This window comes from Imtechella halotolerans, assembly GCF_028743515.2.
In the GTDB taxonomy this organism is placed as follows: Bacteria; Bacteroidota; Bacteroidia; order Flavobacteriales; family Flavobacteriaceae; genus Imtechella; species Imtechella halotolerans.
Map to the genome: position 1 here is coordinate 2,375,861 of NZ_CP117969.2, position 26,612 is coordinate 2,402,472.

The 26,612-nt window shown below is 35.4% G+C and carries 22 protein-coding genes; 3 read left to right on the forward strand and 19 right to left on the reverse strand.

The window, feature by feature from the left end; all coding sequences use genetic code 11:
- The first annotated feature begins 37 nt into the window (after window positions 1-37).
- Together PT603_RS10695 and PT603_RS10700 are read left to right on the forward strand one after the other, a co-directional pair.
- Window positions 38-412, forward strand: a complete 375-nt coding sequence (locus PT603_RS10695; protein WP_040488502.1) for a hypothetical protein — start codon at window positions 38-40, stop codon at window positions 410-412.
- A gap of 87 nt (window positions 413-499) precedes the next feature.
- Window positions 500-2,602, forward strand: coding sequence for a TonB-dependent receptor domain-containing protein (locus PT603_RS10700; RefSeq protein WP_155805485.1), 2,103 nt, complete (start codon window positions 500-502; stop codon window positions 2,600-2,602).
- Between the two features lie 39 nt (window positions 2,603-2,641).
- Here PT603_RS10700 and PT603_RS10705 read toward each other — a convergent pair whose 3' ends face one another.
- The 7 genes from PT603_RS10705 to PT603_RS10735 form a co-directional block, all read right to left on the reverse strand.
- Complete coding sequence (locus PT603_RS10705; protein ID WP_008236630.1) at window positions 2,642-3,793, reverse strand: efflux RND transporter periplasmic adaptor subunit; 1,152 nt, start codon at window positions 3,791-3,793, stop codon at window positions 2,642-2,644.
- A 5-nt stretch (window positions 3,794-3,798) separates the two neighbouring features.
- The gene (locus PT603_RS10710) at window positions 3,799-8,136 is read right to left on the reverse strand and encodes a CusA/CzcA family heavy metal efflux RND transporter (protein ID WP_008236627.1); all 4,338 of its coding nucleotides are present in this window, start codon (window positions 8,134-8,136) and stop codon (window positions 3,799-3,801) included.
- A 66-nt stretch (window positions 8,137-8,202) separates the two neighbouring features.
- A complete protein-coding gene (locus PT603_RS10715; RefSeq protein ID WP_040488501.1) occupies window positions 8,203-8,604 on the reverse strand; it encodes a hypothetical protein in 402 nt (133 codons plus the stop codon).
- Between the two features lie 509 nt (window positions 8,605-9,113).
- Window positions 9,114-9,509, reverse strand: coding sequence for a hypothetical protein (locus PT603_RS10720; protein ID WP_008236623.1), 396 nt, complete (start codon window positions 9,507-9,509; stop codon window positions 9,114-9,116).
- Between the two features lie 11 nt (window positions 9,510-9,520).
- Window positions 9,521-10,540, reverse strand: a complete 1,020-nt coding sequence (pheS, locus tag PT603_RS10725; protein ID WP_008236621.1) for a phenylalanine--tRNA ligase subunit alpha — start codon at window positions 10,538-10,540, stop codon at window positions 9,521-9,523.
- 175 nt (window positions 10,541-10,715) lie between these two features.
- Window positions 10,716-12,386, reverse strand: coding sequence for a formate--tetrahydrofolate ligase (locus tag PT603_RS10730; RefSeq protein WP_008236619.1), 1,671 nt, complete (start codon window positions 12,384-12,386; stop codon window positions 10,716-10,718).
- Window positions 12,387-12,464: 78 nt separating this feature from the next.
- A complete protein-coding gene (locus PT603_RS10735; RefSeq protein WP_008236617.1) occupies window positions 12,465-12,821 on the reverse strand; it encodes a hypothetical protein in 357 nt (118 codons plus the stop codon).
- Window positions 12,822-12,914: 93 nt separating this feature from the next.
- Here PT603_RS10735 and PT603_RS10740 point away from each other — a divergent pair, with 93 nt between their 5' ends.
- Window positions 12,915-13,421, forward strand: coding sequence for a CvpA family protein (locus PT603_RS10740; protein WP_008236615.1), 507 nt, complete (start codon window positions 12,915-12,917; stop codon window positions 13,419-13,421).
- On the opposite strand, the gene PT603_RS10745 is transcribed toward PT603_RS10740, so the two are convergent.
- From PT603_RS10745 to PT603_RS10800, 12 genes are all read right to left on the reverse strand, one after another.
- Window positions 13,418-15,271 (reverse strand): SulP family inorganic anion transporter, encoded by a 1,854-nt coding sequence (locus tag PT603_RS10745; protein ID WP_008236614.1) that lies wholly within the window; start codon window positions 15,269-15,271, stop codon window positions 13,418-13,420. The genes PT603_RS10740 and PT603_RS10745 overlap by 4 nt on opposite strands.
- A gap of 94 nt (window positions 15,272-15,365) precedes the next feature.
- Window positions 15,366-16,004, reverse strand: a complete 639-nt coding sequence (can, locus tag PT603_RS10750) for a carbonate dehydratase (protein ID WP_008236613.1) — start codon at window positions 16,002-16,004, stop codon at window positions 15,366-15,368.
- 100 nt (window positions 16,005-16,104) lie between these two features.
- Window positions 16,105-16,407 carry a hypothetical protein gene (locus PT603_RS10755; protein ID WP_155805483.1) on the reverse strand — a complete coding sequence of 101 codons (303 nt, stop codon included), beginning with the start codon at window positions 16,405-16,407 and terminating at the stop codon, window positions 16,105-16,107.
- 73 nt (window positions 16,408-16,480) lie between these two features.
- On the reverse strand, window positions 16,481-17,233 hold the full coding sequence (locus tag PT603_RS10760; protein ID WP_040488546.1) for a tetratricopeptide repeat protein: 753 nt from the start codon (window positions 17,231-17,233) through the stop codon (window positions 16,481-16,483).
- Window positions 17,234-17,266: 33 nt separating this feature from the next.
- The gene (locus tag PT603_RS10765) at window positions 17,267-19,048 is read right to left on the reverse strand and encodes a BatD family protein (protein WP_008236606.1); all 1,782 of its coding nucleotides are present in this window, start codon (window positions 19,046-19,048) and stop codon (window positions 17,267-17,269) included.
- 25 nt (window positions 19,049-19,073) lie between these two features.
- On the reverse strand, window positions 19,074-19,925 hold the full coding sequence (locus tag PT603_RS10770; protein WP_155805481.1) for a tetratricopeptide repeat protein: 852 nt from the start codon (window positions 19,923-19,925) through the stop codon (window positions 19,074-19,076).
- 1 nt (window position 19,926) lies between these two features.
- Window positions 19,927-20,973: a vWA domain-containing protein gene (locus PT603_RS10775; protein ID WP_008236601.1), complete on the reverse strand. Its 1,047-nt coding sequence runs from the start codon at window positions 20,971-20,973 to the stop codon at window positions 19,927-19,929.
- A gap of 1 nt (window position 20,974) precedes the next feature.
- Window positions 20,975-21,976: a vWA domain-containing protein gene (locus PT603_RS10780; protein WP_008236599.1), complete on the reverse strand. Its 1,002-nt coding sequence runs from the start codon at window positions 21,974-21,976 to the stop codon at window positions 20,975-20,977.
- A 10-nt stretch (window positions 21,977-21,986) separates the two neighbouring features.
- Window positions 21,987-23,606, reverse strand: coding sequence for a hypothetical protein (locus PT603_RS10785; RefSeq protein WP_008236597.1), 1,620 nt, complete (start codon window positions 23,604-23,606; stop codon window positions 21,987-21,989).
- 19 nt (window positions 23,607-23,625) lie between these two features.
- Window positions 23,626-24,492 carry a DUF58 domain-containing protein gene (locus tag PT603_RS10790; protein ID WP_008236596.1) on the reverse strand — a complete coding sequence of 289 codons (867 nt, stop codon included), beginning with the start codon at window positions 24,490-24,492 and terminating at the stop codon, window positions 23,626-23,628.
- 68 nt (window positions 24,493-24,560) lie between these two features.
- On the reverse strand, window positions 24,561-25,562 hold the full coding sequence (locus tag PT603_RS10795) for an AAA family ATPase (protein ID WP_008236594.1): 1,002 nt from the start codon (window positions 25,560-25,562) through the stop codon (window positions 24,561-24,563).
- 152 nt (window positions 25,563-25,714) lie between these two features.
- Window positions 25,715-26,497 carry a DUF4382 domain-containing protein gene (locus PT603_RS10800; RefSeq protein WP_040488500.1) on the reverse strand — a complete coding sequence of 261 codons (783 nt, stop codon included), beginning with the start codon at window positions 26,495-26,497 and terminating at the stop codon, window positions 25,715-25,717.
- Between the last annotated feature and the right edge of the window lie 115 nt (window positions 26,498-26,612).

Below are 26,612 nucleotides of genomic sequence, written 5' to 3' on the forward strand. Positions count from 1 at the left end.
ATCTAATCTCCTTTAGAGGACCACTAAATTTGTATTCGTGAAATTAGGTATCTTCCATATAGCAATTGGGTTAACTGTATGTATGTTATTTAATGCGCTACGCATGCCTGTCACTTATTTATACTATGAATTAGATCCTGATGGTTTTATTGCATTACTATGTGAAAATAAAGACACGCCTGAATTAGAATGCGAAGGAAAATGCGAATTAAAAAAAGTAGCAGAATCATCCACTAACAATTCCAAAGAGCCAGCAAAAAGTATTCATTATAAAGAGATTCAACTCTTTGTAGAGTCTATTCCAGAATTTTATTTTCATAACTCATCCATCGATCCAAAAACATCGATTAAGTACAGTAATTTGTACACTTTCGCTGCGATAAACAATTGTTTCCATCCTCCAAAAATTTAGTTTAAATCATACATAACATAATACTACTATTGGTTGCATTTTGTAACCGACACACATATTTATTGTTTAATTTAAACTAATAATGTAATGAAATATTCGTTACGCATACTACTATGTATGCTATTCATTTATAATTCCTATTCTCAGGAAAATACCACTATTGTAATCGACACTACTTATAAAAAATCAATAAAACTAGACGAAGTAATTGTAGTAGGAAATATAAAAACTGATCCTGTACTAACATTGGTGTCTCGAAATTACAGCAAACAAATTGTGCAACCTAAAAATGTAACCGACTTATTTAATGACATAAACGGATTCTCAATTATCAAAAGAGGTAATTATGCATTAGATCCATCATTTAGAGCTTCCCAATATGAACAACTAAACGTACAATATGATGGTGGAACAAAAGCTATGCACGCATGTCCAAACCGCATGGATCCCATTACCACCCATATCATTCCTGAAGAAATTTCTAAAATAGAAATCATAAAAGGCCCATTTTCTGTCCGATATGGCGCCACATTTGCAGGAATAATTAATATGGTTACCCATAGACCTGATGCCACAGATAATAAACTTCATGGAAGTATATCAGGTGGATATGAACATAATGGAAATTCTTTTGTCTCATTACTTCGATTAGAACAAGTTACAAATAATTATGATATTTCTGGTTCATTAGGATATCGTGATTACGGAAACTACAAGGATGGGAACGGCACAGAAATACCATCATCTTTTAGGAGTACTGATTACAGTATTCGTTTTGGCTACAACCTTACAGAAAATCAGCGGATACAAACACATTGGAGACAATCATTTGGAAGAGACGTTCTACATGCCGGATTAGCTATGGACACTGATTATGATGACAGCAGCATTCTTTCTTTAGATTATAAATGGAATGCTATAAGCAATTCCATTCAAGCATTTACAGCTAAAGTATATTACAGTTATGTTGATCACCTGATGCATAACCTAGACCGTCCAATGGCTAAAATGACAGAATCTATTTCAGCGGTTGAAGCAACAACTATTGGAGGTAAATTTGAACTTACCTGGATACCGGTAAAATCAATTACAATGTACAGTGGTGTTGATGCATTACTCATCGGAAGAGATGGAAACCGAAATCGCACTGTAAAAATGATGAATGGAACCCAACTACCAAATCCAATGGAATTTGAAGACAAAATATGGCAGGACGCCTATATTCATGATTGGGGATTATTTTCAGAAGCAAAGTGGGCTATTAACCACAAAACAATTCTATCTGCAGGTATTCGATTAGATATAATCACTTCAGAAGCAACAGATCCAGATCCAGCCTTTGAAGCACTATACAATCTTGATAAAAGAACTGAAAACAACCTAAGCGGTACCGTCTCTTTGAAACATCTTATAAATGATAAATTATCATTTGAAACTGCCTATGGAAGGGGTGTCCGATCTGCAAATATGGTAGAACGATTTATAAGTCATTTCAACGTTGGTCAAGATCCTTACGAATATATTGGAAACCCTGACTTAAAAGCTGAGATAAACAATCAATGGGAAATTGGGCTAAAAGGTTGGCAACCTCTAGAAGGAATAATCAACCGATTAGGTTTTTCTACAGCTGTTTACTATTCACATTTCGAAAATTATATTGTAGCTATCATTGATGAAACTAAAACACGAAAATATAATCCTTCTTCGCCTCCAATCCATCCAAAAGTATTTCAAAACTTGAATAAAGCCTTTAAAACTGGTTTTGAAATAATGGGAGAAATCGGATTTACTAATGATATTAGTATGAAGCTAGAAATGGCCTATGTATATTCTAGAAACAAAGATTTACACGAATCTTTACCATTAACTCCTCCACTCACTACAAAACTATTCTTTGGAGTAGAAAAAGAAAAATGGTGGGCGAATATCCAATGGAACCTTGTTTCAAAACAGCCTAAAATTGCTCAAAGTTTTGGTGAAATATCAACCAAAGGGTATCAAACCATGGACATGAAATTTGGAATTAAACCTTTGAAAAACATAACTTTAGGAGCAGCAGTTCTAAATACGTTTGACACCACCTATAACAACCACCTTAACTTCTCCTTTACTAATCAAGCAGATTTTAGTAGAGTACCTATTACAGATCCTGGGAGAAATATAACGGCATTCCTACAATATCAATTTTAATAAAAAGAGAGCCATATGGCTCTCTTTTTTTACATTATTTTAGTGGTCATGTCCACCTGTATCATCTCCTGAAATCATTTCATTCGCTCCAACTCTAAGAAAAATAGTTCCTTCGGGTATGGAAGAAGTTATTTCTACCCAATTTTCAGTACGTTCTCCAACTTGAACTTCCATTTTTTCAAAACTATAACCCTTCGAAGACTGCTCCTTTTGAACTAAAACCCAATGAATACCATCAACATCAATTACTGCAGACGCAGGTAATGCCAAAGCTTTTCGCTCTGAAATGAACACCTCGGCTTCAACAAACATTCCTGCGGCAAAATGTACTTTATCTTCTTCTCTTAAATGACCATGGATCGTAATAGTACGTGTTTTTCCATCAACGGACGTTCCTACGAGGTAGACATCAGCGTCGTACATTTCATTGCCTGCTTCAGGAACCCTAAATGAAATATGCTGTCCTTTTTTTAATTGCAATATATCTTTCTCAAAAACTTGCAATTCCACATGCATATGGGAGACATCCATTAATTCCATAATTTCATCAGAAGGCGAAACATAAGTTCCATTAGATACTGAAACACTAGTAACATTTCCTTCGATAGGAGACCTTAAAGAGATCAACGAAGTAAAATTACCTTGAGCAACTGTGGAAGGATTAATGGAGAGTAATTCTAACTTTTTAGACAAACCTTGCTGTAGTGCTATAGCCTTCTTATAATCACTTTCCGCTTTCAAAAAATTCTTTTGGGAAGTAATATTTTCGGCAATTAGTGCACGCTGTCTCTCGAATTCAGATTTAAGAAATGTCAATTCCTCAGTTATTTCCATATACTCTTGTTGCAAGGTTACAAATTCTGTATTTTCGAGAGTAACTACCATTTGACCTTTTCGTACCTTATCACCTACGAGCAATGGACTGTTCTTAATATACCCCCCCATGAAAGTACGAATGGAGGCCCTATTTTGAGGGGGAACGTCCAAATATCCATTGGCAGCAATTTTCTTTGGAAATATAGCCTCCTGCAAAGTTCCAACCTCCATTTGTCCTAGACTAAATTGATCATTGCTAACAATTATTAATGTTTCCTCAGCACTAGTAACTTCCTCTGAAACAACCTCCTTCTTAGTTTGACCACATGCCAAAATGAAAAAGGATAAGCATATATAATAGAATTTTTTATTCATCGATATTAAAGTGTTAAATTGTTTATTTCAATAACCGTTTGATTGTACAGATTAAGATTGGTAAGATATTCAAGCTCAATTTCAGAAGCATTTTCAATACTAGTAAGATATTGAAAGAAATCAATTTCCCCTGATCTATAACTAGCTTGCGCTGTGTTCAAAATTTCTTTAGCCAACTGAGTACCTTCTTTTTCATAATAGGTAAGTGCTTCCCCATATTTTTTAAGTTCTGCAATCAATTGTTGTTTGTGAGTTTGAAGCCTAATAACATAGTCTTTAGACTTTTGAACCGCTGTTTCATAAGCTATTCTAGATGCCTTAATTCGCGAAGCATTACCTTGGAAAAATAATGGAATTTTCACACCTAACTGATACCCAATGAGTGATTGATTAAGAGCACTGTTAGTTCCCTGAAAATATTCTAAACTCAAATCAGGAAGTAACTTATGTTTCTCTAAACTGCTTTGAGCTTTAAAATATGATTCATTGGCGGCTGCTAATGTAAGTCCTGCATTTTTAACCATTGTAGAATCCTCCAGAGTTAATTTAGTTAAGGGAATTATCTGAATTTCAGGTAAAGTATCCGTTTGAACCCAACGCTTTAAATTCTCAATAGAATATTGTACGTCTTGTAAAGATTGATTCAATAAGGTTTGCATCTGTCTCTGCTTGGAAGAAGCTGTGATCTTTTCTAGGTAGTTGGTTTCTCCCAACTCGAAACGCCGTTGAGCGTTATAAGCAAAATTCTGATACAAACTATCTAGCTTTCTATATACACCTGCTTGATGCTGCCTGTATAAATATTCATAATAGGATGCAAGCACTGCTTTTTGTAATTGGCTTCTACGAATTTCAGCCATAGCTGTTGCCATAGAATACTGCATTTTAGCCACTTTCTTAGCTGCAAAATATACAGTAGGGAAAGAAAAATCCTGTTGTATACCGAACTTATAATTTGGCTTATTATTATAAGCTACATCATTTTCATCATATCCGTAATACAAGGTTGTTTTATCAAATGAAAACGCATTTGTAATATTAGTTTTGGCCGCCTTTTGTTCCAATTGTGCCGCATTCAAGTCAGAATTATTTTCCATAGCCATTTTCATTAGCATTTCAAGTTGCAATGGTTTTTCTTGAGCAGATAATGATGTTATTCCGAACCCAAAAATCAACACCATTGGCAAAACAGGAAGTTTCCTATTCTTCCTCCGTTTAACACGAATCTCTTCTCCATCAAAAATAGCATACAATACTGGCAATACAATTAAAGTAAGTAAGGTAGCTGTAATTAACCCTCCTACAACAACTGTTGCAAGTGGCCTCTGTACTTCTGCTCCAGCATTTACGGAAATAGCCATTGGTAAAAACCCTAAGGCCGCTGCCGCTGCTGTCAGCAAAACCGGACGTAAACGTTCGCGGGTTCCAACAAGGACACGCTGATGAATATTAACCATCCCATGAGCTTTTAATTCCTTAAAATGTTCAATCAAAACAATTCCATTTAAAACGGCTATTCCGAAAAGAGCAATAAACCCTACTCCTGCAGAAATACTAAAAGGCATATCTCTTAACCATAGAAAAAGGATACCACCTACTGCAGCTAGTGGAATCGCAGAATATACCATAAGAGCTTCTTTTACAGACTTAAAAGCAAAATAAAGTAGTACGAAAATTAACAATAGAGCTATTGGCACTGCTATGAGTAATCTATTCTTTGCACTTTGAAGATTTTCAAATTGACCTCCATAGGTAATAGTATAACCTGCTGGCAATTGCAATTTTTCATTAATTATATTTTGAACATCATCAACTACTGATTGCAAATCTCTATTACGCACATTAATACCTACTACAATTCTTCGTTTAGTATCATCACGAGCAATTTTTGCAGGTCCCTTGGAATAGGATATATACGCCAATTCACGTAAAGGTACTTTTAAACCTTGAGGGGTATCAACATATAAATTCTCGAGATCAGAAATGCTCTTCCGCTGGGTATTATCAAGTCTTACAACCATATCAAATCGCTTCTCTCCCTCAAAAATACTTCCAACTGAAGTACCAGCAAAACCAGCAGAAACAATAGCGTTCAGATCTGCAATATTAAGCCCATACCTTGCAATTTTACTTCGATCATACACTACACTCATTTGGGGAAGCCCTTCTACCTTTTCAACAACTATATCGGATGCTCCTTCTACATTTTCAATCAATGATTTTACCTCATTGGCTTTTTTACTCAAAATAGAGAGATCTTCTCCAAAAATTTTAATCGCAACATCAGCTCTTACTCCAGTTATCAATTCGTTAAATCTCATTTCTATAGGTTGGGTAAATTCAACCTCCATCCCAGGAATGATTGATAAGGCTTCCTTAAATTTGTCTGCTAATTCGTCTTTGCTGTTTGCAGAAACCCATTCTTTACGTGGCCTCAACTTTATTATCACATCACTCTCTTCCATACTCATAGGGTCTGTGGGTACCTCAGCAGCACCAATTCGAGTTACCACCTGCTCCACTTCAGGGAAATTATCCAATAGGATTTGTTCAATCTTAGTAGTAATTTCTACTGTCTTTTCCAATGAAGTCCCTGTTTTTAAAACAGGTTGAATGACAAAGTCTCCTTCATCTAAGGTTGGGACAAACTCTCCTCCCATTCTCGCAAACAATCCAATTGATCCTACAAGTAAAAGACTTGCTATACCTAATACTACTTTTTTCTTTCTTAATGCCCATTTAATTGTTGGCATATACCATCTCTCAACGAATCGCATTATTCGAACCGATACATTTCTTTCAGATAGTTTTTCAGGCTTCAAAACCAAAGAAGATGCTACCGGAACATACGTAAAGCAAAGTAACATTGCACCTATTAATGCAAAACTGAAGGTTAGGGCCATAGGTGTAAACATTTTTCCTTCCACACCAGTTAGTGAAAGGATTGGTATAAATACAATAATAATAATAAGTTGACCAAATACAGCCGAATTCATCATTTTTGACGCTCCTTTAAGTGTGAGAGAATCAATATAAGCTTTCCTCTCATGTTTGGGCAACAAAGCAACCTTTTCACTTTTTGCAGAAATTTGGTACGCAATAAACTCAACTATAATGACGGCTCCATCAATAATAATCCCAAAATCAATAGCTCCTAAACTCATCAAATTCGCATCTACACCAAAAATGTACATACATGACAATGCAAATAACAAACTTAAAGGAATTACCGAAGCTACGACAAGCCCTGAACGCATATTACCCAAGAGTAAGACTACTACAAAAATTACAATAAGACATCCTAAAACCAAATTCTCAGTAATAGTAAAAGTTGTCTTCCCAATTAATTCACTTCGCTCTAGGAAAGGATTTATATACACCCCCTCGGGTAAGGTTTTCTCAATTTTTGCTACACGCTCTTTTACCGCATCAATCGTTTTTTTTGAATTACCGTCTTTGATCATCATAATTTGACCTAAAACTTTCTCTCCTTCACCATTACCTGTGATAGCGCCAAATCGAGTAGCCTTTCCAAACTTCACCTTAGCCACATCTTTAATATAAACAGGAAGACCATTTTCTGTTTTAACTATAATGTTTTCTATATCCTCTAGTGAACCAATAAGACCCTCACCTCTGATAAAAAAGGCTTGACTTTCTTTTTCAATATATCCACCTCCAGCAACACTATTATTTTTTTCCAATGCCTCAAAAATGGAGCTAATAGAAACATTCATAGCTGTGAGTTGCTCTGGGTTTAAAGCCACCTCATACTGCTTTAAGTGCCCTCCCCAAGTATTAATTTCCACAACCCCTGGAATTCCAGAAAGTTCTCTTCTCACTATCCAGTCTTGAATAGTTCGCAAATCCATTGGCGTATAACGGTGTGAAAAGGCAGGTTTAACATCAAGTATATATTGATAAATTTCGCCAAGCCCAGTGGTTATCGGTCCCATTTCTGGAGTTCCAAAACCTTCAGGAATCTTTTCAGATGCCGCCTTTATTTTTTCAGAAATAAGTTGTCGTGGTAAATAGGTACCCATTTTATCTTCAAACACGATGGTCACCACTGACAGACCAAATTTAGAAACAGAACGTATTTCTTTAACGCCTGGTAAATTAGCCATTTCTAACTCTATAGGATAAGTTACAAATTGTTCTATATCTTGTGTAGAAAGATTGTGTGAGGTTGTTATAACCTGCACCTGATTATTCGTGATGTCCGGAACGGCACCAAGAGGGATTTGAGTAAGTGAATAGAACCCAAATCCAATAATAAAAGTCGTAAAAAGAAGTACAATAAACTTATTTTTAAGACTGAATTGTATAATAGATGTTAACATAAATCATATGTATGAAATTAATAACAAGTTTCCAAAAAAGGAAACTTTCTCTAATTTTATATGAAATTATGCTTGCTTAGGTGGCTGAAAAACACTACTTTTTTCAAATAAAGAAATAGGTTCTTTATAATAAAAGTTAAGTGGGATTTCTAAAAATGGCTCTATCAAAGGCATCTCTACAGCAGTGTTTAAAACAAAGGAAACTGCCATCTGTAAGCATGAATGGTGGTGTTCCTTAAATGGAAGCTTTTCATGCTTTTCATGTTCTTCTATATGTTCTTGAAAATGTAATTCTTTTTGACCTCCATAGTGCTTCTCTATAAAACCAAAAAAAGAATCACCATGACTATCAGCATGAAAACGAGCATGCTCCAAAAAATTACTAAAACGCAACACATTATCCATATCTGCGTTAAAACTTTGGACCATAATAAGTTGTGAGAACACTATTGCGACAAACTTACTCATTTCGCGAACGAAAGTACAAAAAATAACATCTTATTATGTTATAAAAGCCTTAAAATAAGCTCTCATTTGTGCACTCCCCCGAAGTATTGTTGGATTGTTTTGATGCCTTTATCCTAAATTTCTAAAATTTAAATTTAAAAGATGGACAATTCGATGCTACAACACCACTTTACTCCCAATGTTTTTTAAAAAGATTCAAACAGTGGATGTAAAAGGATTTCATTTCTAGCAAATTTGTGTTTTACGTGAGGTAAACAGTAGGAATATCCACTGTTTATTCTGATAGATGACCAGCAATGATATTTTGGTCTATAGTTTACATTCCAATATCTTATGATTTCAATAAGTAATTTTTTTTGAAACCACTTCACATTTGGATTCAATAAATAAAAAGTATGTAAAGTAATATCCTTTAATCTATGCTCATTTTACTCTCTCGCGAATAGATGGTTCTGTTTTGACTGTAAATTAGAAATAAATAGCTTGGTATATTTAATTTTTATTTAAAACTATTTCATTAACACCCCTCGAGCATCCATGAAAGGGATATCTTGCAATGCCCTATCATTAATGGTATTTTTTCTAAACACAAACTTTTTCTCAAATAGCTTTCCTTCTGCAAAAAAAGTTACATAAAATTCATTGTTTAGCTCAAGTACATCCTCTTGCATTAATTCAATCTTAGCATAACTATTTGGGAGAATTTCCTTAATAGCATGACGCATTGTAGATGTTTTAAGTTCCACGTCATACCCTTTAGTTACAACTAACACCATTTCAATAAGATCCGTTCGCTGATTAAGTATATATGCGTTCCAATCTTGCGATAAAAATTCTTCATTCCATTCTCTTACGACTGCAATCGCAATTCCTTCCGTTTTGGGAATATCAATATCCTTTTTCACAAAAACGTCTTTTAGATAGTAGATTTGAATTGCTCAAGAAAACGAACGTCATTCTCATAGAACAGTCGAATATCACCTATTTGGTGTAATAACATAGCAATACGCTCTATTCCCATTCCAAAAGCAAAACCAGTATTTACCTCAGGATCAATCCCACAATTCTTTAAAACATTAGGATCGACCATTCCGCACCCCATAATCTCTAACCATCCAGTACCCTTTGTTATACGATAATCTATTTCATTATTCAATCCCCAATAAATATCAACTTCTGCACTAGGTTCAGTAAATGGAAAATATGATGGTCTTAATCGGATTTTCGATTTCCCAAACATTTCTTTAGTAAAATAAAGAAGTGTTTGCTTTAAGTCCGCAAAAGAAACATCTTTGTCGATATATAATCCCTCAACCTGATGAAAAATACAATGTGAACGTGATGAAACTGCTTCGTTACGAAATACTCTACCTGGTGATATCGTACGAATAGGAGGTTGATTTCCTTCCATATAACGTACTTGAACGCTACTGGTATGCGTACGTAAAAGAATATCGGGATTTGTTTGAATAAAGAATGTATCCTGCATATCACGAGCAGGGTGATATTCCGGAAGATTTAATGCTGTAAAATTGTGCCAATCATCTTCAATTTCTGGTCCTTCAGACACATTAAATCCAATACTAGAAAAGATATCAATAATCTGGTTTTTAACTAATGATATAGGATGACGAGATCCTAACTGAACAGGTTCAGCAGGCCTGGTTAAATCTCCATATACCCCAAGTTGTTCAACACCATTCTCCAATGCCTCACGAAGAGAATTGACTTTCTCTTCAGCCTTATTCTTTAACTCATTGATTGTTTGACCAAAAACTTTCTTCTGATCATTAGGAACGCTCTTAAACGCTGCAAAAAAATCGTTTAGCAATCCATTTCTTCCAAGATATTTAATCCTGAAAGCTTCCAAAGCCTCTGGGGTGGCCGCTTCAAACCTTTCTACTTCAGCAATCTGTTCCTTAATCTTATCTAACATCGTTGCAGTATTTTGAGGGGCAAATTTAGGGATTTTTGTTTTTTTAAACCTGTATTCAATAAGAGTATTTCTTTAATAGCCATTATTTCTTTGCCAAAAGGTATATTAAATAAAATAGTCTGTTGTAAAATAGATGAATATCTACAACAGACTATTTTAATTGAAATGCATATAATTAGCTTAAACCTGTAATAATACCATCATTACTTATATCCATACCTTCAGCTGCAGGAACAGATGGAAGACCTGGCATCCTCATAATATCACCCAAAATCGGAATCACAAATCCTGCTCCTGAAGCCCATTCAAATTCACGAACATGAATAGTAAAGTCAGTTGGTCTACCTATTTTATGTTCATTATCAGAAAAACTTTTAGGTGTCTTAGCCATACACACGGGAAAATGTTCAAATCCAAGCTTTACAAGTTGTTTCAATTGTTGTTGAGCCTTCGCGGCGTATGTGACACCATTAGCACCATAAATTTTAGTAGCAATGGTCTCTATCTTTTCCTGAACTGATAAGTTATTCGTATATAGAGTATGAAAATGAGATGGTCGATTTTCAACCATATCAGCAACGGCATAGGCTAATTCAGCCATACCCTTCCCTCCTTGGGCAAAACCTCTTGCTACAATAGCAGGGGTATTATAATTAGCACTCAGTTCTTTAACCAATTCAATCTCTTCATCAGAATCCCCAGGAAAGTAATTGATTGCTACAACAGTATTCATGCCAAAAAGACGCATATTTTGTAGGTGCTTTTCAAGATTAACCAATCCCTTTTTAACTAAATCAATTGATGGCTTACCATAGTCCTCTTTTAAAGCTCCACCGTGATGTCTTAAAGCACGTATTGTTACTACCATCACCACTCCATCCGGTTTAAGTCCAGATGCAGCACACTTGATATCAAAGAACTTTTCTGCGCCTAAATCAGCTCCAAATCCAGCCTCAGTAACTACATAGTCACTAAGAGATAAGCCCATTCGAGTAGCAATGATGGAGTTGGTTCCTTGTGCGATACTAGCGAAAGGTCCACCATGTAAAATGGCAGGATTACCTTCAAGTGTTTGTACCAAATTTGGTTGTATGGCATCTTTTAAAAGAATTGCCATAGCTCCAACGATATGGAGATCTCTAGCAAAAATAGGTTCTCCTCTGAAAGTATTTCCTATATAAATATTACCTAAGCGTTTTTTCAAATCCTCCAAATCGGTAGCCATACAAAGGATTGCCATAATCTCAGAAGCAGGTGTAATATTAAACCCTTCTTCCCTAGGAATCCCGTGTGTTGTTCCACCTAAGCCAACAACAACATGTCGCAAAGCACGATCATTCATATCCATTACCCGTTTCCACACAATGGTACGAGGATCAAGGCCTAAATTTCGAGTTTTACTTTGCAAATTGTTGTCAATGGCCGCTGAAAGTAGATTGTTTGCTTTCTCAATAGCAGAAAAGTCACCAGTAAAATGTAAATTAATATCCTCCATTGGAACAACTTGTGAATATCCACCTCCAGCTGCCCCTCCTTTCATTCCAAAAACAGGTCCCAAAGAAGGTTCCCGCAAAACAGCCGTTGCTCTTTTCCCAATGTAATTAAGCCCATCTGTAAGTCCCACAGAGATGGTGGTCTTACCCTCACCAGCTGGTGTAGGAGTTACTGCAGTAACAAGAATAAGTTTGTTTTCAGCCACTTGAGACAGGTCTATAAGCGAGAGTGGAAGTTTGGCCTTATACTTGCCATAATGCTCTAGTTCATCAGAGCTAACCCCCAAAGTGGCGGCAATTTCATTAATGTGGCGCATGGTCGCCTTCTGTGCAATTTCAATATCTGTAAGCATAGGTTTCGTAATTTAATAGTTAAAATTACAAACACCCTTTAGGATAAAATATGATAATTAGCAGGTTTTAAAAGATGTTTAGTTAAAGAACTCTTTCTGTTCAAAATACAACACTATAGCTTCCTTCATTAATACAGATTGCTCACCCGCTTTTAAAGCAGGGAGTTGTTCTTTCATAATATAGTGTGGCCAACCATCTTCGTCTACAAAATCAAATTCGTAGTATCCATATGGTTCTAGAAGCTTACAAATAGCAATATGCATTAGATTTAACTTCTCATCCTTTTTAAACTTTCTGTGAAGCTGTCCTAATTCCTGAATTCCAATAAGGTAGATGATAGCATCCAAGTCTAATAACTCTCCATCCGCAAACTTATCTGAAAGAAATTTAACTAGGTACTCCCATTTTTCCTTTAATTGCTCATCTCTAGCCATAATCCACTTTTTAAAGGTCACAAAGATAGCTTTTGTATAAGGAACCTAATGTAGAAAACATTTTTAAAACTTATATTTGTTGAAATCCTTACTATGAATAGTATTGACTTGATTATAGGTGGCCTTATTGTAATTGGCCTTATACGCGGAATTATAAAGGGACTTATCCTGGAAGTTGCATCACTTTTTGCATTGATTGCAGGAATCTATGGAGCTATTCATTTTTCATATTTCATAAGTTCAGTTATGCACAATTACGTGTCTTGGGATGAAAAAAATATAGAAATAACTGCCTTTATCCTTACATTTATCCTCGTAATAGTGCTTGTTACCCTACTTGGAAAGCTAATAACTAAAATAGTAGACTTCGCCTCTTTAGGCTTAATAAATCGTTTATTAGGTGGCCTTTTTGGCGCTTTGAAGGTAGTCGTCGTTTTTAGTGCATTTATGGTCTTTTTTCATCAAACTAATAAAAAAATACGGCTCGTATCGGAGTCAACAGTTGAAGCTTCTCTCCTATACGAACCGATTATGGAATTAGGTGCTTGGGTATTTTCAATGGTACTTGAAGATAACTCCGAAACTTCTACAACTCATTAATGTATGTTCTTAACATACGCCTTTATATACCCTAAACTATCCGCAAAAGTTTCAAAAAGTAAATGGGCCGGAATACGCGTTGGAACTAAATTAATTGTTTGCAAACGGAATAGAGGCTGCTCTTGAACTCCAACAAGTAAGACTTCAATATTCTTTTGCTGTAATTGCAATATGCTTTCTTCAAAAGCATATAAGCCCGACTGATCCATATAAGGTACTTTATCCATCCGTATTACTACATGTGTAGCAGTCTCAGGGATTTGTTGTGCTAGAATAGAGAAATCTGCAGTATATCCAAAAAATAAAGGTCCATCAATATGTTTAATATATACTTCTTCTTTTAAGTTATTAGGAAAATCAATTTCATCTTTCCAGATATCTTCCCTTGGTATATTACCCAATGTCTTAATAGATGATTGACGAGCTGTTACATCACTCATTTTCTTCATAAAAATTATAGAAGCTAATATAAGACCAACTGCAACCGCTGTGATAAGATCAAGAAATACAGTAAGTAGCAATACTACAATTATAACAATTGCATCTGATTTTGGCATTTTTCCTAATGCCTTTAAACCACGATAATCCATTACTCCAATACCTACGGTTATCAAAATTCCAGCTAGCACGCTTAATGGAATTTTTGAAGCGATTGGGCCTAAAATTAACAACACCATTAGCAATAATAATCCATGAACAACACCAGATAATCTAGTTTTCCCTCCAGATTGAATATTAACGACTGTACGGATTGTAGCTCCAGCACCAGGTATACCCCCAAATAGTGCTGCAATACTATTTCCAATACCTTGTCCTACAAGCTCCCTATTACTATTATGTTTCGTTTTCGTAATATTATCTGCAACCACCGACGTCAACAAGGAATCAATAGCGCCAAGGCCAGCCAAAGTTATGGCCGTAACTATATAAGGCATTACAAGCCCTAAATCAACACCGTAGAATATACTTAGTTTAGGCAGAGGAAAACCTGACGGAATAGGACTTTTATCTGCTATTGTAAGTGCATTCCACCCTAATATCTGAACAAGTCCTGTTATAACAACCAACGCCACTAATGTACTAGGTATCAATTTTGTAATTCGCTTAAACCCATAAATAATAAATACCGTCCCTAGGGTTAATAAAAATTCTAACCAATTAATATTCCTCAAAGCATTGCTCGCATACTTAATTGATCCTACCACACCACCTGTTTCAGTAGAAATAAGTGTCTTACTTTCCTTAAGCACCTCTGCTTCTGATATATTTGAAGCTCGAGCTATAGTTTCCTCAAAATCTTCAATAACCAAAATACCTTCCGAAGCTTCATCCGCTAATATTTTATTAAGTAAAGACTCCTCGGCAAGCGGTTTATATTTGGCAAGTAATTGAGAATCTAGGGTTGGATTATAACCGAATGTTGGGAAAATCTGAGTTATTAAGATGATAACACCTATCCCAGTCATAAAACCCGAAACAACAGGGTATGGAATATATTTGATATAAGAACCTACCTTAAGAATTCCTAACAATACTTGAAAAATTCCAGCCAATAAGAAAACAAAAAGTATTGTTGGAAGTGCTTTATCCAACTCGCCATTATTCATTCGGACAATTTCTGCAACAAGTACTGTACTTATAACTGTCATTGGAGCAGTTGGCCCACTAATTTGCGAAGCAGTACCTCCAAAAATAGCAGCTAACATCCCAATAAAAATGGCCCCATACAATCCAGCAGCTGCACCCAAGCCCGATTGAACCCCGAAAGCTAACGCAAGGGGAAGGGCCACTATGCCGGCTGTAATACCTCCAAAAAGGTCGCCTTTAAGATTAGAAAAAATGTTTTTCATATTGAAGTTTGGTTTGGTTAATGATAACCTACCGGTGTACCGGCAGGCTATCACTGTTGTTGGTTTGTTGTTGTTTGGTTTCTCTAATAAAAAATTAGAAATCTAGCTGATATACTTCATCTAATTGCTGATTGCTGCTGATGTTAACCTCAAGATCTTTTACAATTCCAGAACCTACACCATATACCCATCCGTGTAATGAAAGTTCTTGATTATTTCTCCATGCATTTTGTACAATTGAGGTTTTTGCAAGATCAAATACTTGCTCTTTAACATTTAGTTCCACAAAGCGATCGAAACGCTTCTTTTCATCTCCGATAGAATCAAGTTCTTCTTTGTGAAAACGATATGAATCTTTAATATGTCTAATCCAATTGTCTATAAGGCCAATCGAATTATTCCCCATGGCAGCTTTTACACCACCACAACCATAATGTCCGCATACAATGACATGCTTGACCTTAAGCGCATTAACTGCGTAATCCAAAACACTAAGCATATTCATATCCGAATGCACCACCATATTAGCAATGTTACGGTGTACAAAAACTTCACCTGGTTGAGCTCCTATAATCTCATTAGCAGGAACACGACTGTCTGCGCAGCCTATCCATAATAATGGAGGTTGCTGACCATCAGCTAATTTATTAAAAAACTCAGGGTCAAGCTTTAATTTGTTTTCTACCCAATTTTTATTATTTTCAAGTAACGACTGATAAAATGTTGATTTCATAACTAATTTTTAAAATTTAGAATTAAGGTAATACTAGCAATTGCCAACATAAATGGCAATGCTAAGGATAACAGAATTATTTTGCTATAAGCAAGGCTAATTAGGCCTCCGGAGGTCGGAAGTTCGAATTACGGTAGCTAAACCCGTATTCATTAAAGAGGTAATAATAATCCTGAGGTAATTCCTCAATCTTCAATAAAGAAGATTTATAAAATAAATTATGAATAGTAAAAATTGGTTCTGCGCTTTTTCCTGAATTACTTTTTGTTGAGTTTTCTTCTTCAGCGAGACTATAAAAATACGAAAGTTCTGTCTGCATTTCAACCATCTTTACTATCGTCGGCGTGATAATAAAGACTGAGAATATTAGTATAAAGAATATAGCGACATGATTCTCTCTCATACTTTTAATAACAGAATGTTGCAAAAGTAAGACAAAAATTAAAAAATCCTGCTAATAAATCAATAATACGAGATTATAATTCCCTTAGAAAAGATGCAGATGTCCAGCCTTGTTTACCATCCAACAACTCAATTTTTTTCCAATCCTGTAACGAATCAAGAATCCTGACTTTTGTTCCCTCATGAAGAATAAAGGCCTCTTCACTTCTATCATTAGGCTCAACTTTTACATGAATCTCCTTATCAAAAACAATCGCTTCTATAGTTGAATTCCTTTGAGATTGAAGCATTACAGCCGTCAACATACTTAGCATTGAAATCCCTAAAAAACTCATACTAAATGAAAAGAAGGTTCTCTTCCAAATTACAGTTATTGAAAAATAATAACCTAAAAAAGATATTATAGCTAGCATCATGGCCAAAATTATTAAATAGGCCCACCCGTCAAGAGAAAATAATTGAATGACTTGATTTTTAATTTTTCCAATTCCAGTTTCAGGAAGTGGTTCTATGGCATCAACAGTCATTTGACGTGCAAAAGCTAAATTATTCAAAACATCTGAATCATTTGGTGCTAGTTGCAGTGCCTTTTCATAATAATACACACTTTCAGCTATATTACTTAACTTATAATGTGCATTAGCTAAATTAAAATAAACTGATACCGAGTGTTCACCACTTTTCAAAATAGCCATATATCCATCTATTGCTTTTTCATAATCACCATTATTATAAGCAATGGTAGCCTGGTCAAAGTGGGTAGTATTCTGACCAGTTCCTGAATAAGATATCAGTAAAAACAGAATGCTAAATATCCATTGTTTCATTTGCTTCATATTAAAATAATTCATCTGAGTGCATTACAATTGTTTATCTATGAGTGAAATCACATCTACTGCTCGCTCATAATCATGCTCCATGGCGGTTTGTGAAGCTGGTGCATACCTAGCCTGCTCACAGCTTGCTAACAATGAGGTAAACTCATTCACATTGTCAACTTTTACACCCTTCTCTTGTAATAAAGCAATTATCTTTTCTTTACTAAACTCTGATGTTTCTATATGTAATCTAGCCTTTAAGTAATTATGTAGTGCACGTTCTAGTGCTTCATAAAACGTCTCCTTATGACCCAATTTCTTTTTGGCAGCACCTAAGTATTTTTTTGCCAATTTACTAGCAGCCCTTATCTTATTTCCCTGCACGTCACTATCTATAGCCTGTTTTTTCTTCCATACGAGCATGACAAATGGAATAAACAATATTGGTAACAACCACCACATATAAAATTCCATGGTTCCAAAAAAAGTATATGAAGAAACAGGTATTAATCCCGGCTTTAATTTTAAAAATCTAAATTGATTTTCGCCTCCTAAAACTGATTGCTTTACTCCTCCTGTAGTGGTTGAAGGAGTGGTGGTAATAGCTTCAGGTCCTTCATATACATTAAGTACAATCTCGTCTGACTGAACTGTATGGTATTTACGAGTTTGAGGGTTGAAATAAGAAAATGAAATTGAAGGAATAGGATATTTACCTCTATTCTGCGGAACTACTGTATAGTTATCACTTACACGGCCTTGCATGCCTACCAAAGTAGTATTAATACTTTCCTTAAACTCAGGATCATATACTTCCAAAGATGTGGGCAACTGCAATTTAGGCAACTCAAAAAGTTTTAAGTTTCCATTACCACTGACCTCTACCTTAGCCTGAAGGGATTCAGAAGCCTTTAGATCTGTCCGAGTAGTTGTAACTTTAAAATCAAAGTTTCCCACTGCTCCAGTAAAGTTTGATGGTTTGCCTTCTTGAGGTAATTCCTTTACTTGAATTGTCCTACTACCTGCCGAAACAACCTTTTCTACTTGAGTATAAATTCTTTGTCCAAAAAAATCAACTCTATTAGTTGGCACATCTACAAACACCCCTATAGATAATGGCTCAATTGTAAGTTTTCCAGTTTTCTGAGGATACAAAACCATCCTTTTTAGCACTACATACCGATAAGGTTTTCCATTAAATGATCCATTTTCGGCCTGCAATCTTTGGACAGGGATATCCTGATTCCAAAAATTAACATAAGTAGGTTTATCAATATGTCTTATATCACTGATACTAATAGTAGGACTAATAAAGAGCTTATAAACTACACTTATTGCTTCATTTAAGTATGGAGAGGCATTGCTTACCTCTGCTACCAAGTGCAAACTTTCATCTGCGATATCATCAGCGGTTTTCTCATCCGATGGCTTGTCAACTGCAGCTGTAACTTCAATGGCAATAGGAGTGGTTTTATATATAGTTCCATCAATATCTATAGTTGCCTGCCGAATCACGAATTTTCCTTTGGCTGTAGGTTGTAAAAAATAGGAATAGGTTTTTGAGAAGGTTCTTTTTCCATTTACCCATTGCTGACTTACTGATTGATTAGGCCCCATAACTACTCTAAAACCTTCGAATTTTGGAGGCAAGAAATTATCACCATCTTGATTCATTATAAAATCAATCCTCAAACGCTCATTCACTCCTAATTTATTTTTACTTACTTTGGCTTCAAAGAGTACATCACCCTGAGCCATTACAGTAAAAGATAACATTAGAAAAAACAATCGTATAACACTATGTAAAGGGGCTATTTTAAACATACACAATTCTTCTTCATTGTTAAAACTACCAATCTTTTTCGGTTTTCACTGGGGTTCCTTTTACTTTTTTTGCATTGATCTTTTCTTGAACCTTTTTATCTTCATTACTCATCGCTTCCAATAAATTCTTTATTTGCTGCGCAGATAATTGGCTAGGTCGTGGTTTCTGTCCTTCTCCTTCTTTAGATTTTTCATCTTTCTTATCTCCTTCATTACCTTGATCCTTTTTATCGCCTTCACCTTCCTTAGGATTTTTATTATCTTCCCCATTTTTATTTGGATCTTTGGGGTCATCTTGATTTTCCCCCTTTTCATCCTTGTCCTTATCTCCTTCTTCCTTATTATCCTGATTCTTATTATCGTCCTTATTTTCTTCTTTTTGATCCTTATTATCTTTTTGATCCTTATTTTCTTGCTGATCCTTTTTAAGCATTTCTTTTGCTAATGCAAGATTATATCGCGTTTCTTCATCTGTAGGATCATTTCGGAGAGCTTCTTTATAAGTCTCAACAGCTTTCTCATATTCTTTATTCTTCATAAACACATTACCCAAATTATGGTAGGCCTTGTGTTTCTCTTCTTTTGTTTGTGCTGTATTCCCCGCTTGTTTAAAACGACTGAATGCTTCACTAAAGCTATTCTGTTTATAATAAGCCGTCCCTAAATTATATTTAGCCACAGCATTACTATCGTTTTTTGCAATTGCTTTTCGATAGGTGGCCTCCGCATCTTTAAACTGATTTTCTTTCCATTCTTGGTTGGCTTGATGCGTAAAGTTCTGTGACATTTTTACTGATTTACGCTGCTCCTTTTCAGAGTTCTGACTCCATATTGTACAAGTAAAAAGGAGATACAGCACTACTACATTATACCTCATATTATTCCTTTTTATTTCTTTCATTAAACAAATTCAATCTTTGTACCCAGGCTGTTTTACGCTCTAATAAAAAGATATCTAAAAACAATAAGGCTATTGCAGCTCCTAAAAACCACTGAAATTGATCCTTAAAATCAACAAACTGTTTTGTTTCAAATTCCTTCTTCTCCATATTGGTTAGTACCTCTTCAACAAAAGAAACAACTTCCTCAGTATCAAATCCATTAATATAGTCGCCCTTACCATTTTGAGCAATGTCTTTTAAAAGATTCTCATCAAGTTTGGTTATAACTACTTCTCCAGTATTATCCTTTTTATAGGTGTCGATTACTCCCCTTATACGTTCAGGTATAGGTGATCCTTTAGACGTTCCTAAACCAACGGTATAAATCAGTATCCCTTTATTAACTGCTTCTGTAGCGGCAATGGAAGCACCCTCTGCATGGTCTTCACCATCGGATAGAATAAACAATATCCTGTTAGTTTGCTCTTCATCGTCAAAATAGCTAGTTGCCAACCTAATAGCCTGGTCAATTGCAGTTCCTTGAGACGAAAGCATATCAGTATTCATCTGTTGTAAAAACATCTTTGCTGCCGCATAATCCGTTGTAATTGGAAGTTGTGGATACGCTTGCCCAGCATACGCTATAATACCCACTCGATCCCCAGCTAATTTATTTAACAACTCCGATACAAGTCGCTTTGCCTTTTCAAGCCGATTAGGTGTAATATCCTCAGCGAGCATACTCTTAGATACATCAATAGCAAATACAATATCCACACCTTCTCTTTTCACGGTTTCCATTTTGGTGCCGACTTTAGGGTTGGCTAACGCTATGGCCAAACTAGTAATAACCAAACACCGTACAACTAATTTTAAAAAAGGCTTAAATCGAGATTTAGCAGGACTTAGGTGTTTAAACACAGAAGCCTTTCCAAATTTTTTCCTAGCACGACGCTGCCATAATTTCATTAAAATAAAAAGCATTACAACCACAGGTATTGCGGCTAATGCATATAAATATATTTTTTCTTCTAACTGAATCATTTTATATAAAACTTCTAAACACCGTATGACGAAGAACAAGCTCCAAAAGGAACAACAGCCCTCCTAAAACAGCCCAAAACCTAAATTTCTCTTCGTAATTAGTATACTTAAATTCCTCTATTTCGGTAGTTTCTAGTTTATTGATTTCATCGTAAATCTCTTGTAATTTCTTATTATTTGTAGCCCTAAAATATTTCCCTCCTGTGATTTTAGCAATTTCTTTCATAAGTTGCTCATCAATTTCAACCTTTTGCATTCCATAGCGAAAACTTCCATCAGGATTATATGCCACAGGTGAAAGCGCCATGCCATTGGTTCCTAGCCCAATTGTATATGTTTTTATCCCATATTCCACGGCTAGTTCAGCAGCAGTCTGTGGCTCTATAAAACCAGCATTGTTCACCCCATCAGTCAGTAAAATAATAACCTTGCTTTTAGCTTTGCTATCCTTTAAACGGTTAACCGCAGTTGCTAATCCCATACCAATAGCTGTTCCATCCTCTACTTGGCCAAATGTAATTTCACGTAATGCATTAAGCACAATAGACTTATCTGTTGTAATAGGTGTCTTTGTAAAACTTTCACCAGAATATACCACTAATCCAATACGATCATTTACTCTTGCTTTCACAAATTCCCCCGCAACGGATTTAAGTGCCGATAATCTGTTAGGTTTTAAATCTTGAGCTAGCATACTGGAGGAAACATCAATTGCCATTACAATGTCAATCCCTCGAGTAGTTTTAGTTCGAGATGTCACTTCAGTTGTTTGGGGACGCGCCAATGCAGTTATCAGGGCTGCTAATGCCATTAGTCTTAAAATAAAAAGAAGTGGTTTAAATTGAGCTAATAATGAGGGTGTTATTTTAAAACCCTTCGAACTAGACATCTTTAGAGAGGGCAGTTCTTTTTTACGCATAAAGAAATACCATACTCCTGCAGCTGGAAGCATCAAAAGCAGCCAGAAAAATTGAGGATCTACAAAAGGTGTTTTATCCAACATATATCTTTTCTTATTCCTGTTTAAAATCTAATGACTGTAGTGTTCTTTCTATGATTTTGTCCACATAACTATCATCAGCATCATATACAAAAATGACCTGTTGAAAAGCACTGTTTTCAACAAAACTTAGTACTGTATAACCTACCTGTCTAGGTTGTTTCTTACTATTTTCTATAACCATGGTCCCAAACATTTTAATCCCCTTCTTCCCAGAAAGTGTATTTACCTCTTCTTCTTTTACTATCATATTACGAGAACCTAACCTCGTGAATCGATCCATGGAACTCTTAACAGTTTTTTCAATATCAAACGTTGCATCTTTAGAAAAGGTAGTCACACTAACAGCTAAATAAAATCCATCTCTGATATTTCCATGAGAAAACAATTGATGTGTATGTATGTCATGTTTAACTACATCAGAAATTTGATCTTCTTCTCGCACCAGCACCTTTGGCGTTTCAATATGAGTAGGTGGGTAACCATAATCACTCATTATCCAATCCCCTTCAAGTAATAGTTTTGTTTCATTTCTTATAATGGTATCCTTAACATAGGTAAATCCATAATAAGCAGTCGTTGCTCCAAATGTGATAACAATCGCGCCCAAAATACTTCCAACAACAATAGCTATTTTTCGTCTATGCTTCCTTTTGGCCAAAAGTTCCTTATATACTTCAGTTTTCAATAATTCCTCTTCATCGGGCTCTGGCAAAGCTTCTTTAGTTTTTACAACTACCTCCTCTATGATTTTTCTATCATTTTCGGCTACCGAAATTTCGGGTTTGGATTTTGCAAACTTTACAAGGTCTGCTTTTTGAAGTACACTTTTAAAATTAGAGATTGTGCCTGGCTCCAATTTTAAATTCCCTGTTTCTTGAAGTACTTCTAATTTCGTAATAAGTTCATCTGTAGTGCTTTCAAGAGCAGAAATATGTACTTCTTCTTCTAAATAAGCACGAACTATATTAGTGAGCTGAGAATAATATTCTTTGTGTTGTGATTGAATAAGATATCTTGATTGTTCTAAATTTTTCAGCTCAATAATGGCACGTTCGAATGGAGGTAATTGCGCCATTTTTTCTTCTTCTGTCATAGGTTTCTTCCTAAAAAAGAACCAATACACAAGCAAGGCAACTACAACAATACCAATAAATAAGAATAGTAACTTCATCCAATCACTATTGGTCTTAGTAACTTCCATCATTGGTTTAATATCATAAAGGGCTTGTTTTAACGTATCTACCTCAACCGTAGTTATCTCAATTCGTAATGAATCAGTGTAAAAAGGTTTTTGATTAATAACAATTTTTTGAGGTGGAACTATATAACTTCCCGAATCAAACTGGGTAAGCCAATACGTACGGATAAGATTCAAACGTTCTTGAATACGAGAAGAGTCAATAGGAGTAGCTTCCACAACTTCCATAGGCATGAATGTTTGCCCTTCAGGAAAAGAAACAAAAGTTGAAGAATCCACTTCTACTTCAATGTTATACCTAATCTGTTCTCCAATTTTTATCTGTGTCTTGTCAGCTTTAGCTTTTACTTTAGGTTGGATCTGGGCTTGCACAACCATTACGCCCCAAAACAGCATAAGCACGGTTAAGGCCTTTTTTAATAGTTTATACATGGACGTGCGGTAATTCATACTATCCTCTTCTTTTAAAATATCCCAATAATTTTTTTACATAACTCTCATCTAGTCGACAGCTCAACGCCCCGGCTCCACTTTTGGAGAAAACAGTTTCAAACTCAGCTACTCGTTCCTGATAGTATGATGCATAATTCTTTCTAACCTTCGCTGATTGAGTATTTACTAAAAGTAACTCTCCTGTTTCGATATCTTCCATCTGTACAAGTCCAATATTTGGAATTGATTCTTCTCTTTTATCATAAATTCTAATACCGGTAACATCGTGTTTTCTAGCGGCTATTTTAAGTGTACGTTCATAACCCTCATCAATAAAATCAGAAAGAATGAAAGTGATAGCCTTCTTCTTCATTACGCTGCTTAAAAACTTTAAAGCCTCTGCAATATTAGTCTTACGACTTTTTGGTGTGAATTCTATAAGCTCCCTTATTATACGCAAAACATGAGATTTTCCTTTTTTAGGAGGAATAAATAACTCTACTGTTTCAGAAAATAAAATCAGACCTATCTTGTCATTATTTTGTAGGGCAGAAAAAGCTAATGTAGCAGCTATTTCTACTATAACCTCATTCTTAAATTGATTTTGTGTGCCAAATAATTCGCTACCACTTACATCTACAATGAGCATAAGAGTAAGTTCTCTTTCTTCCTCAAAGACCTTTACAAAAGGCTCATTGTAACGTGCAGTAACATTCCAATCAATACTTCTTACATCATCACCAAATTGATATTGACGCACTTCACTAAAAGTCATCCCTTTCCCTTTGAAGGCAGAATGATATTCCCCTCCAAAGATATGATCAGACAACCTCCGGGTTTTAATTTCAATTTTTCGAACTTTCTTGAGTAATTCTTTGGTATCCATAAGGATTGTTTTCAGTGAATATGCAACCTAGCAATAAAGGACGTACAAATCAAAAGTAAATACGCTTATTAAGGCACTTCAATTTCGTTAACAATCTTGTTTATGATATCAACAGAAGTAATGTTTTCAGCTTCCGCCTCGTAGGTAATTCCTATACGATGACGTAAGACATCATGAACCACAGCTCGAACATCTTCAGGGATTACAAAACCACGTCGTTTAATAAAGGCGTGGCATTTGGCAGCAATAGCCAAATTAATACTTCCCCTTGGAGAGGCTCCAAAACTAATTAGTGGCTTTAAATCAGCTAGTTTATATTTTTCCGGATAACGAGTAGCGAATATAATATCAAGAATATATTTCTCAATTTTCTCATCCATATACACTTCTCTAGCAGTTTGTTGTGCTCTAATAATTTGTTCTAAAGTAACAACTGGTTGCACATTTCCGAAATCTCCAATTAGATTTGCCCGGATAATTAATTGTTCCTCGTCCATTTTAGGATAATCGATCACTGTTTTAAGCATAAATCGATCCACCTGAGCCTCTGGAAGAGGATATGTTCCTTCTTGTTCAACTGGATTTTGAGTTGCCATAACCAGAAAAGGTCTATCCAATTTAAATGTTTCATCACCAATTGTTACTTGCTTCTCCTGCATAGCCTCAAGCAAAGCAGATTGTACTTTGGCTGGTGCACGATTAATTTCATCTGCTAGGACGAAATTGGCAAAAATAGGCCCTTTCTTAATTGAGAAATCATTTTGCTTAATATTGTAAATCATTGTACCAACTACATCCGCTGGTAGCAAATCTGGTGTAAACTGAATTCGACTAAAACTTCCATGTACAGCCTTGGAAAGTGTATTAATAGCGAGGGTTTTGGCAAGTCCAGGAACACCTTCCAATAGAATATGCCCTTGACCAAGCAAGCCAATAAGTAATCGTTCTACCATGTATTTTTGACCTACAATTACCTTATTCATTTCTCCGGTAAGAAGATCTACAAAAGCACTCTCTCTTTCAATTTTTTCATTTATTTGTCCAATATCAATCGTACTATTTTGGTCCATTGCATAAAGTTTTTGAGCTGTGAATTTAACAATGTTGTGAATACGATGCAAATTGTTAAAATAAATAATCAACTGCTGTTAAGGGATGGTTAAAAAACAAAAGGGCAACTGCCTAAGCTGCTGCCCTTTAGAAAAATTTATGATTGTTTAACTTATTCTAAAGTTATTTCGCCTATATCGGTTACTTGTCCATTAACCACAACTACACTTTCAACTATTGTTGCATTTAGGCCAGATGAGGCGTCTGGAGTTATAGTCACAATATAGGTTCCACTAGGAATACCATGCAAAGCAAAAACACCTTCTTCATTTGTGTTCGCTGTCACTTCGGTTTCTCCTACCATAACTGAAGCAACGGCTGCTACGTCTGCATTCATTACTTTACCCTTAATAATTCCACTAGTAGCTTCTGAGGTAATACGTATAACTGGTTTAAGGTTATAAGTTCCTGATGTTCCTGCAGAAACTATAGATTTATCAACATCGAAATCCATCAAAAATTCATATGTGTAACCTGATTGCAATTCTTGATGAAGATTTAGCTTTAACCCTGACTGCATAGCACTAGGGGTAGACAAAGGCATTTCAACGCCATCAACTACAATTGTATTATTTGTACCTAGTACCAATCGGATTTGATTAATATATCCCGATGGCACTACTGCGTCTCCCAGCACAACACTTACACCTCCAGTAAGATCTAACAAATTATAAATCCCTGGATTTATGCCTCCAATACTTTCCCATCCTTCTTCTTCCCCTCCTTCGGCATTGCGTTTAATTTTAACATCCACAACATCTACATTTACAGCATCATAATCTCCAGGAGCATCCGTCATACTTACCACAACACGTGAAGTTCCCGAATCATTATCGCTACACGAAAATGTTACGATTGCCATTAAGGCTAATAAGCTTGTTTTTAATAGTTTCATACTTTTTAAGATTTAGATTCACCCTTATAACAGTTTTAAACGTAAATACCCTACCCTTAGGTATGCCTTTTTTTAAAAAAAAAATTCTCTCTTCTTTTAACAAACAGCTCTTTAG

Excerpts from the sequence above, each read along its gene's own strand:
- PT603_RS10700 (WP_155805485.1), top strand. The coding sequence starts at position 500 with ATGAAATATTCGTTACGCATACTACTATGTATGCTATTCATTTATAAT.
- PT603_RS10705 (WP_008236630.1), bottom strand. The coding sequence starts at position 3,793 with ATGAATAAAAAATTCTATTATATATGCTTATCCTTTTTCATTTTGGCA.
- PT603_RS10710 (WP_008236627.1), bottom strand. The coding sequence starts at position 8,136 with ATGTTAACATCTATTATACAATTCAGTCTTAAAAATAAGTTTATTGTA.
- PT603_RS10715 (WP_040488501.1), bottom strand. The coding sequence starts at position 8,604 with ATGAGTAAGTTTGTCGCAATAGTGTTCTCACAACTTATTATGGTCCAA.
- pheS (WP_008236621.1), bottom strand. The coding sequence starts at position 10,540 with ATGTTAGATAAGATTAAGGAACAGATTGCTGAAGTAGAAAGGTTTGAA.
- PT603_RS10730 (WP_008236619.1), bottom strand. The coding sequence starts at position 12,386 with ATGCTTACAGATATTGAAATTGCACAGAAGGCGACCATGCGCCACATT.
- PT603_RS10735 (WP_008236617.1), bottom strand. The coding sequence starts at position 12,821 with ATGGCTAGAGATGAGCAATTAAAGGAAAAATGGGAGTACCTAGTTAAA.
- PT603_RS10740 (WP_008236615.1), top strand. The coding sequence starts at position 12,915 with ATGAATAGTATTGACTTGATTATAGGTGGCCTTATTGTAATTGGCCTT.
- PT603_RS10745 (WP_008236614.1), bottom strand. The coding sequence starts at position 15,271 with ATGAAAAACATTTTTTCTAATCTTAAAGGCGACCTTTTTGGAGGTATT.
- can (WP_008236613.1), bottom strand. The coding sequence starts at position 16,004 with ATGAAATCAACATTTTATCAGTCGTTACTTGAAAATAATAAAAATTGG.
- PT603_RS10755 (WP_155805483.1), bottom strand. The coding sequence starts at position 16,407 with ATGAGAGAGAATCATGTCGCTATATTCTTTATACTAATATTCTCAGTC.
- PT603_RS10760 (WP_040488546.1), bottom strand. The coding sequence starts at position 17,233 with ATGAAACAATGGATATTTAGCATTCTGTTTTTACTGATATCTTATTCA.
- PT603_RS10765 (WP_008236606.1), bottom strand. The coding sequence starts at position 19,048 with ATGTTTAAAATAGCCCCTTTACATAGTGTTATACGATTGTTTTTTCTA.
- PT603_RS10770 (WP_155805481.1), bottom strand. The coding sequence starts at position 19,925 with ATGAGGTATAATGTAGTAGTGCTGTATCTCCTTTTTACTTGTACAATA.
- PT603_RS10775 (WP_008236601.1), bottom strand. The coding sequence starts at position 20,973 with ATGATTCAGTTAGAAGAAAAAATATATTTATATGCATTAGCCGCAATA.
- PT603_RS10780 (WP_008236599.1), bottom strand. The coding sequence starts at position 21,976 with ATGTTGGATAAAACACCTTTTGTAGATCCTCAATTTTTCTGGCTGCTT.
- PT603_RS10785 (WP_008236597.1), bottom strand. The coding sequence starts at position 23,606 with ATGTATAAACTATTAAAAAAGGCCTTAACCGTGCTTATGCTGTTTTGG.
- PT603_RS10790 (WP_008236596.1), bottom strand. The coding sequence starts at position 24,492 with ATGGATACCAAAGAATTACTCAAGAAAGTTCGAAAAATTGAAATTAAA.
- PT603_RS10795 (WP_008236594.1), bottom strand. The coding sequence starts at position 25,562 with ATGGACCAAAATAGTACGATTGATATTGGACAAATAAATGAAAAAATT.
- PT603_RS10800 (WP_040488500.1), bottom strand. The coding sequence starts at position 26,497 with ATGAAACTATTAAAAACAAGCTTATTAGCCTTAATGGCAATCGTAACA.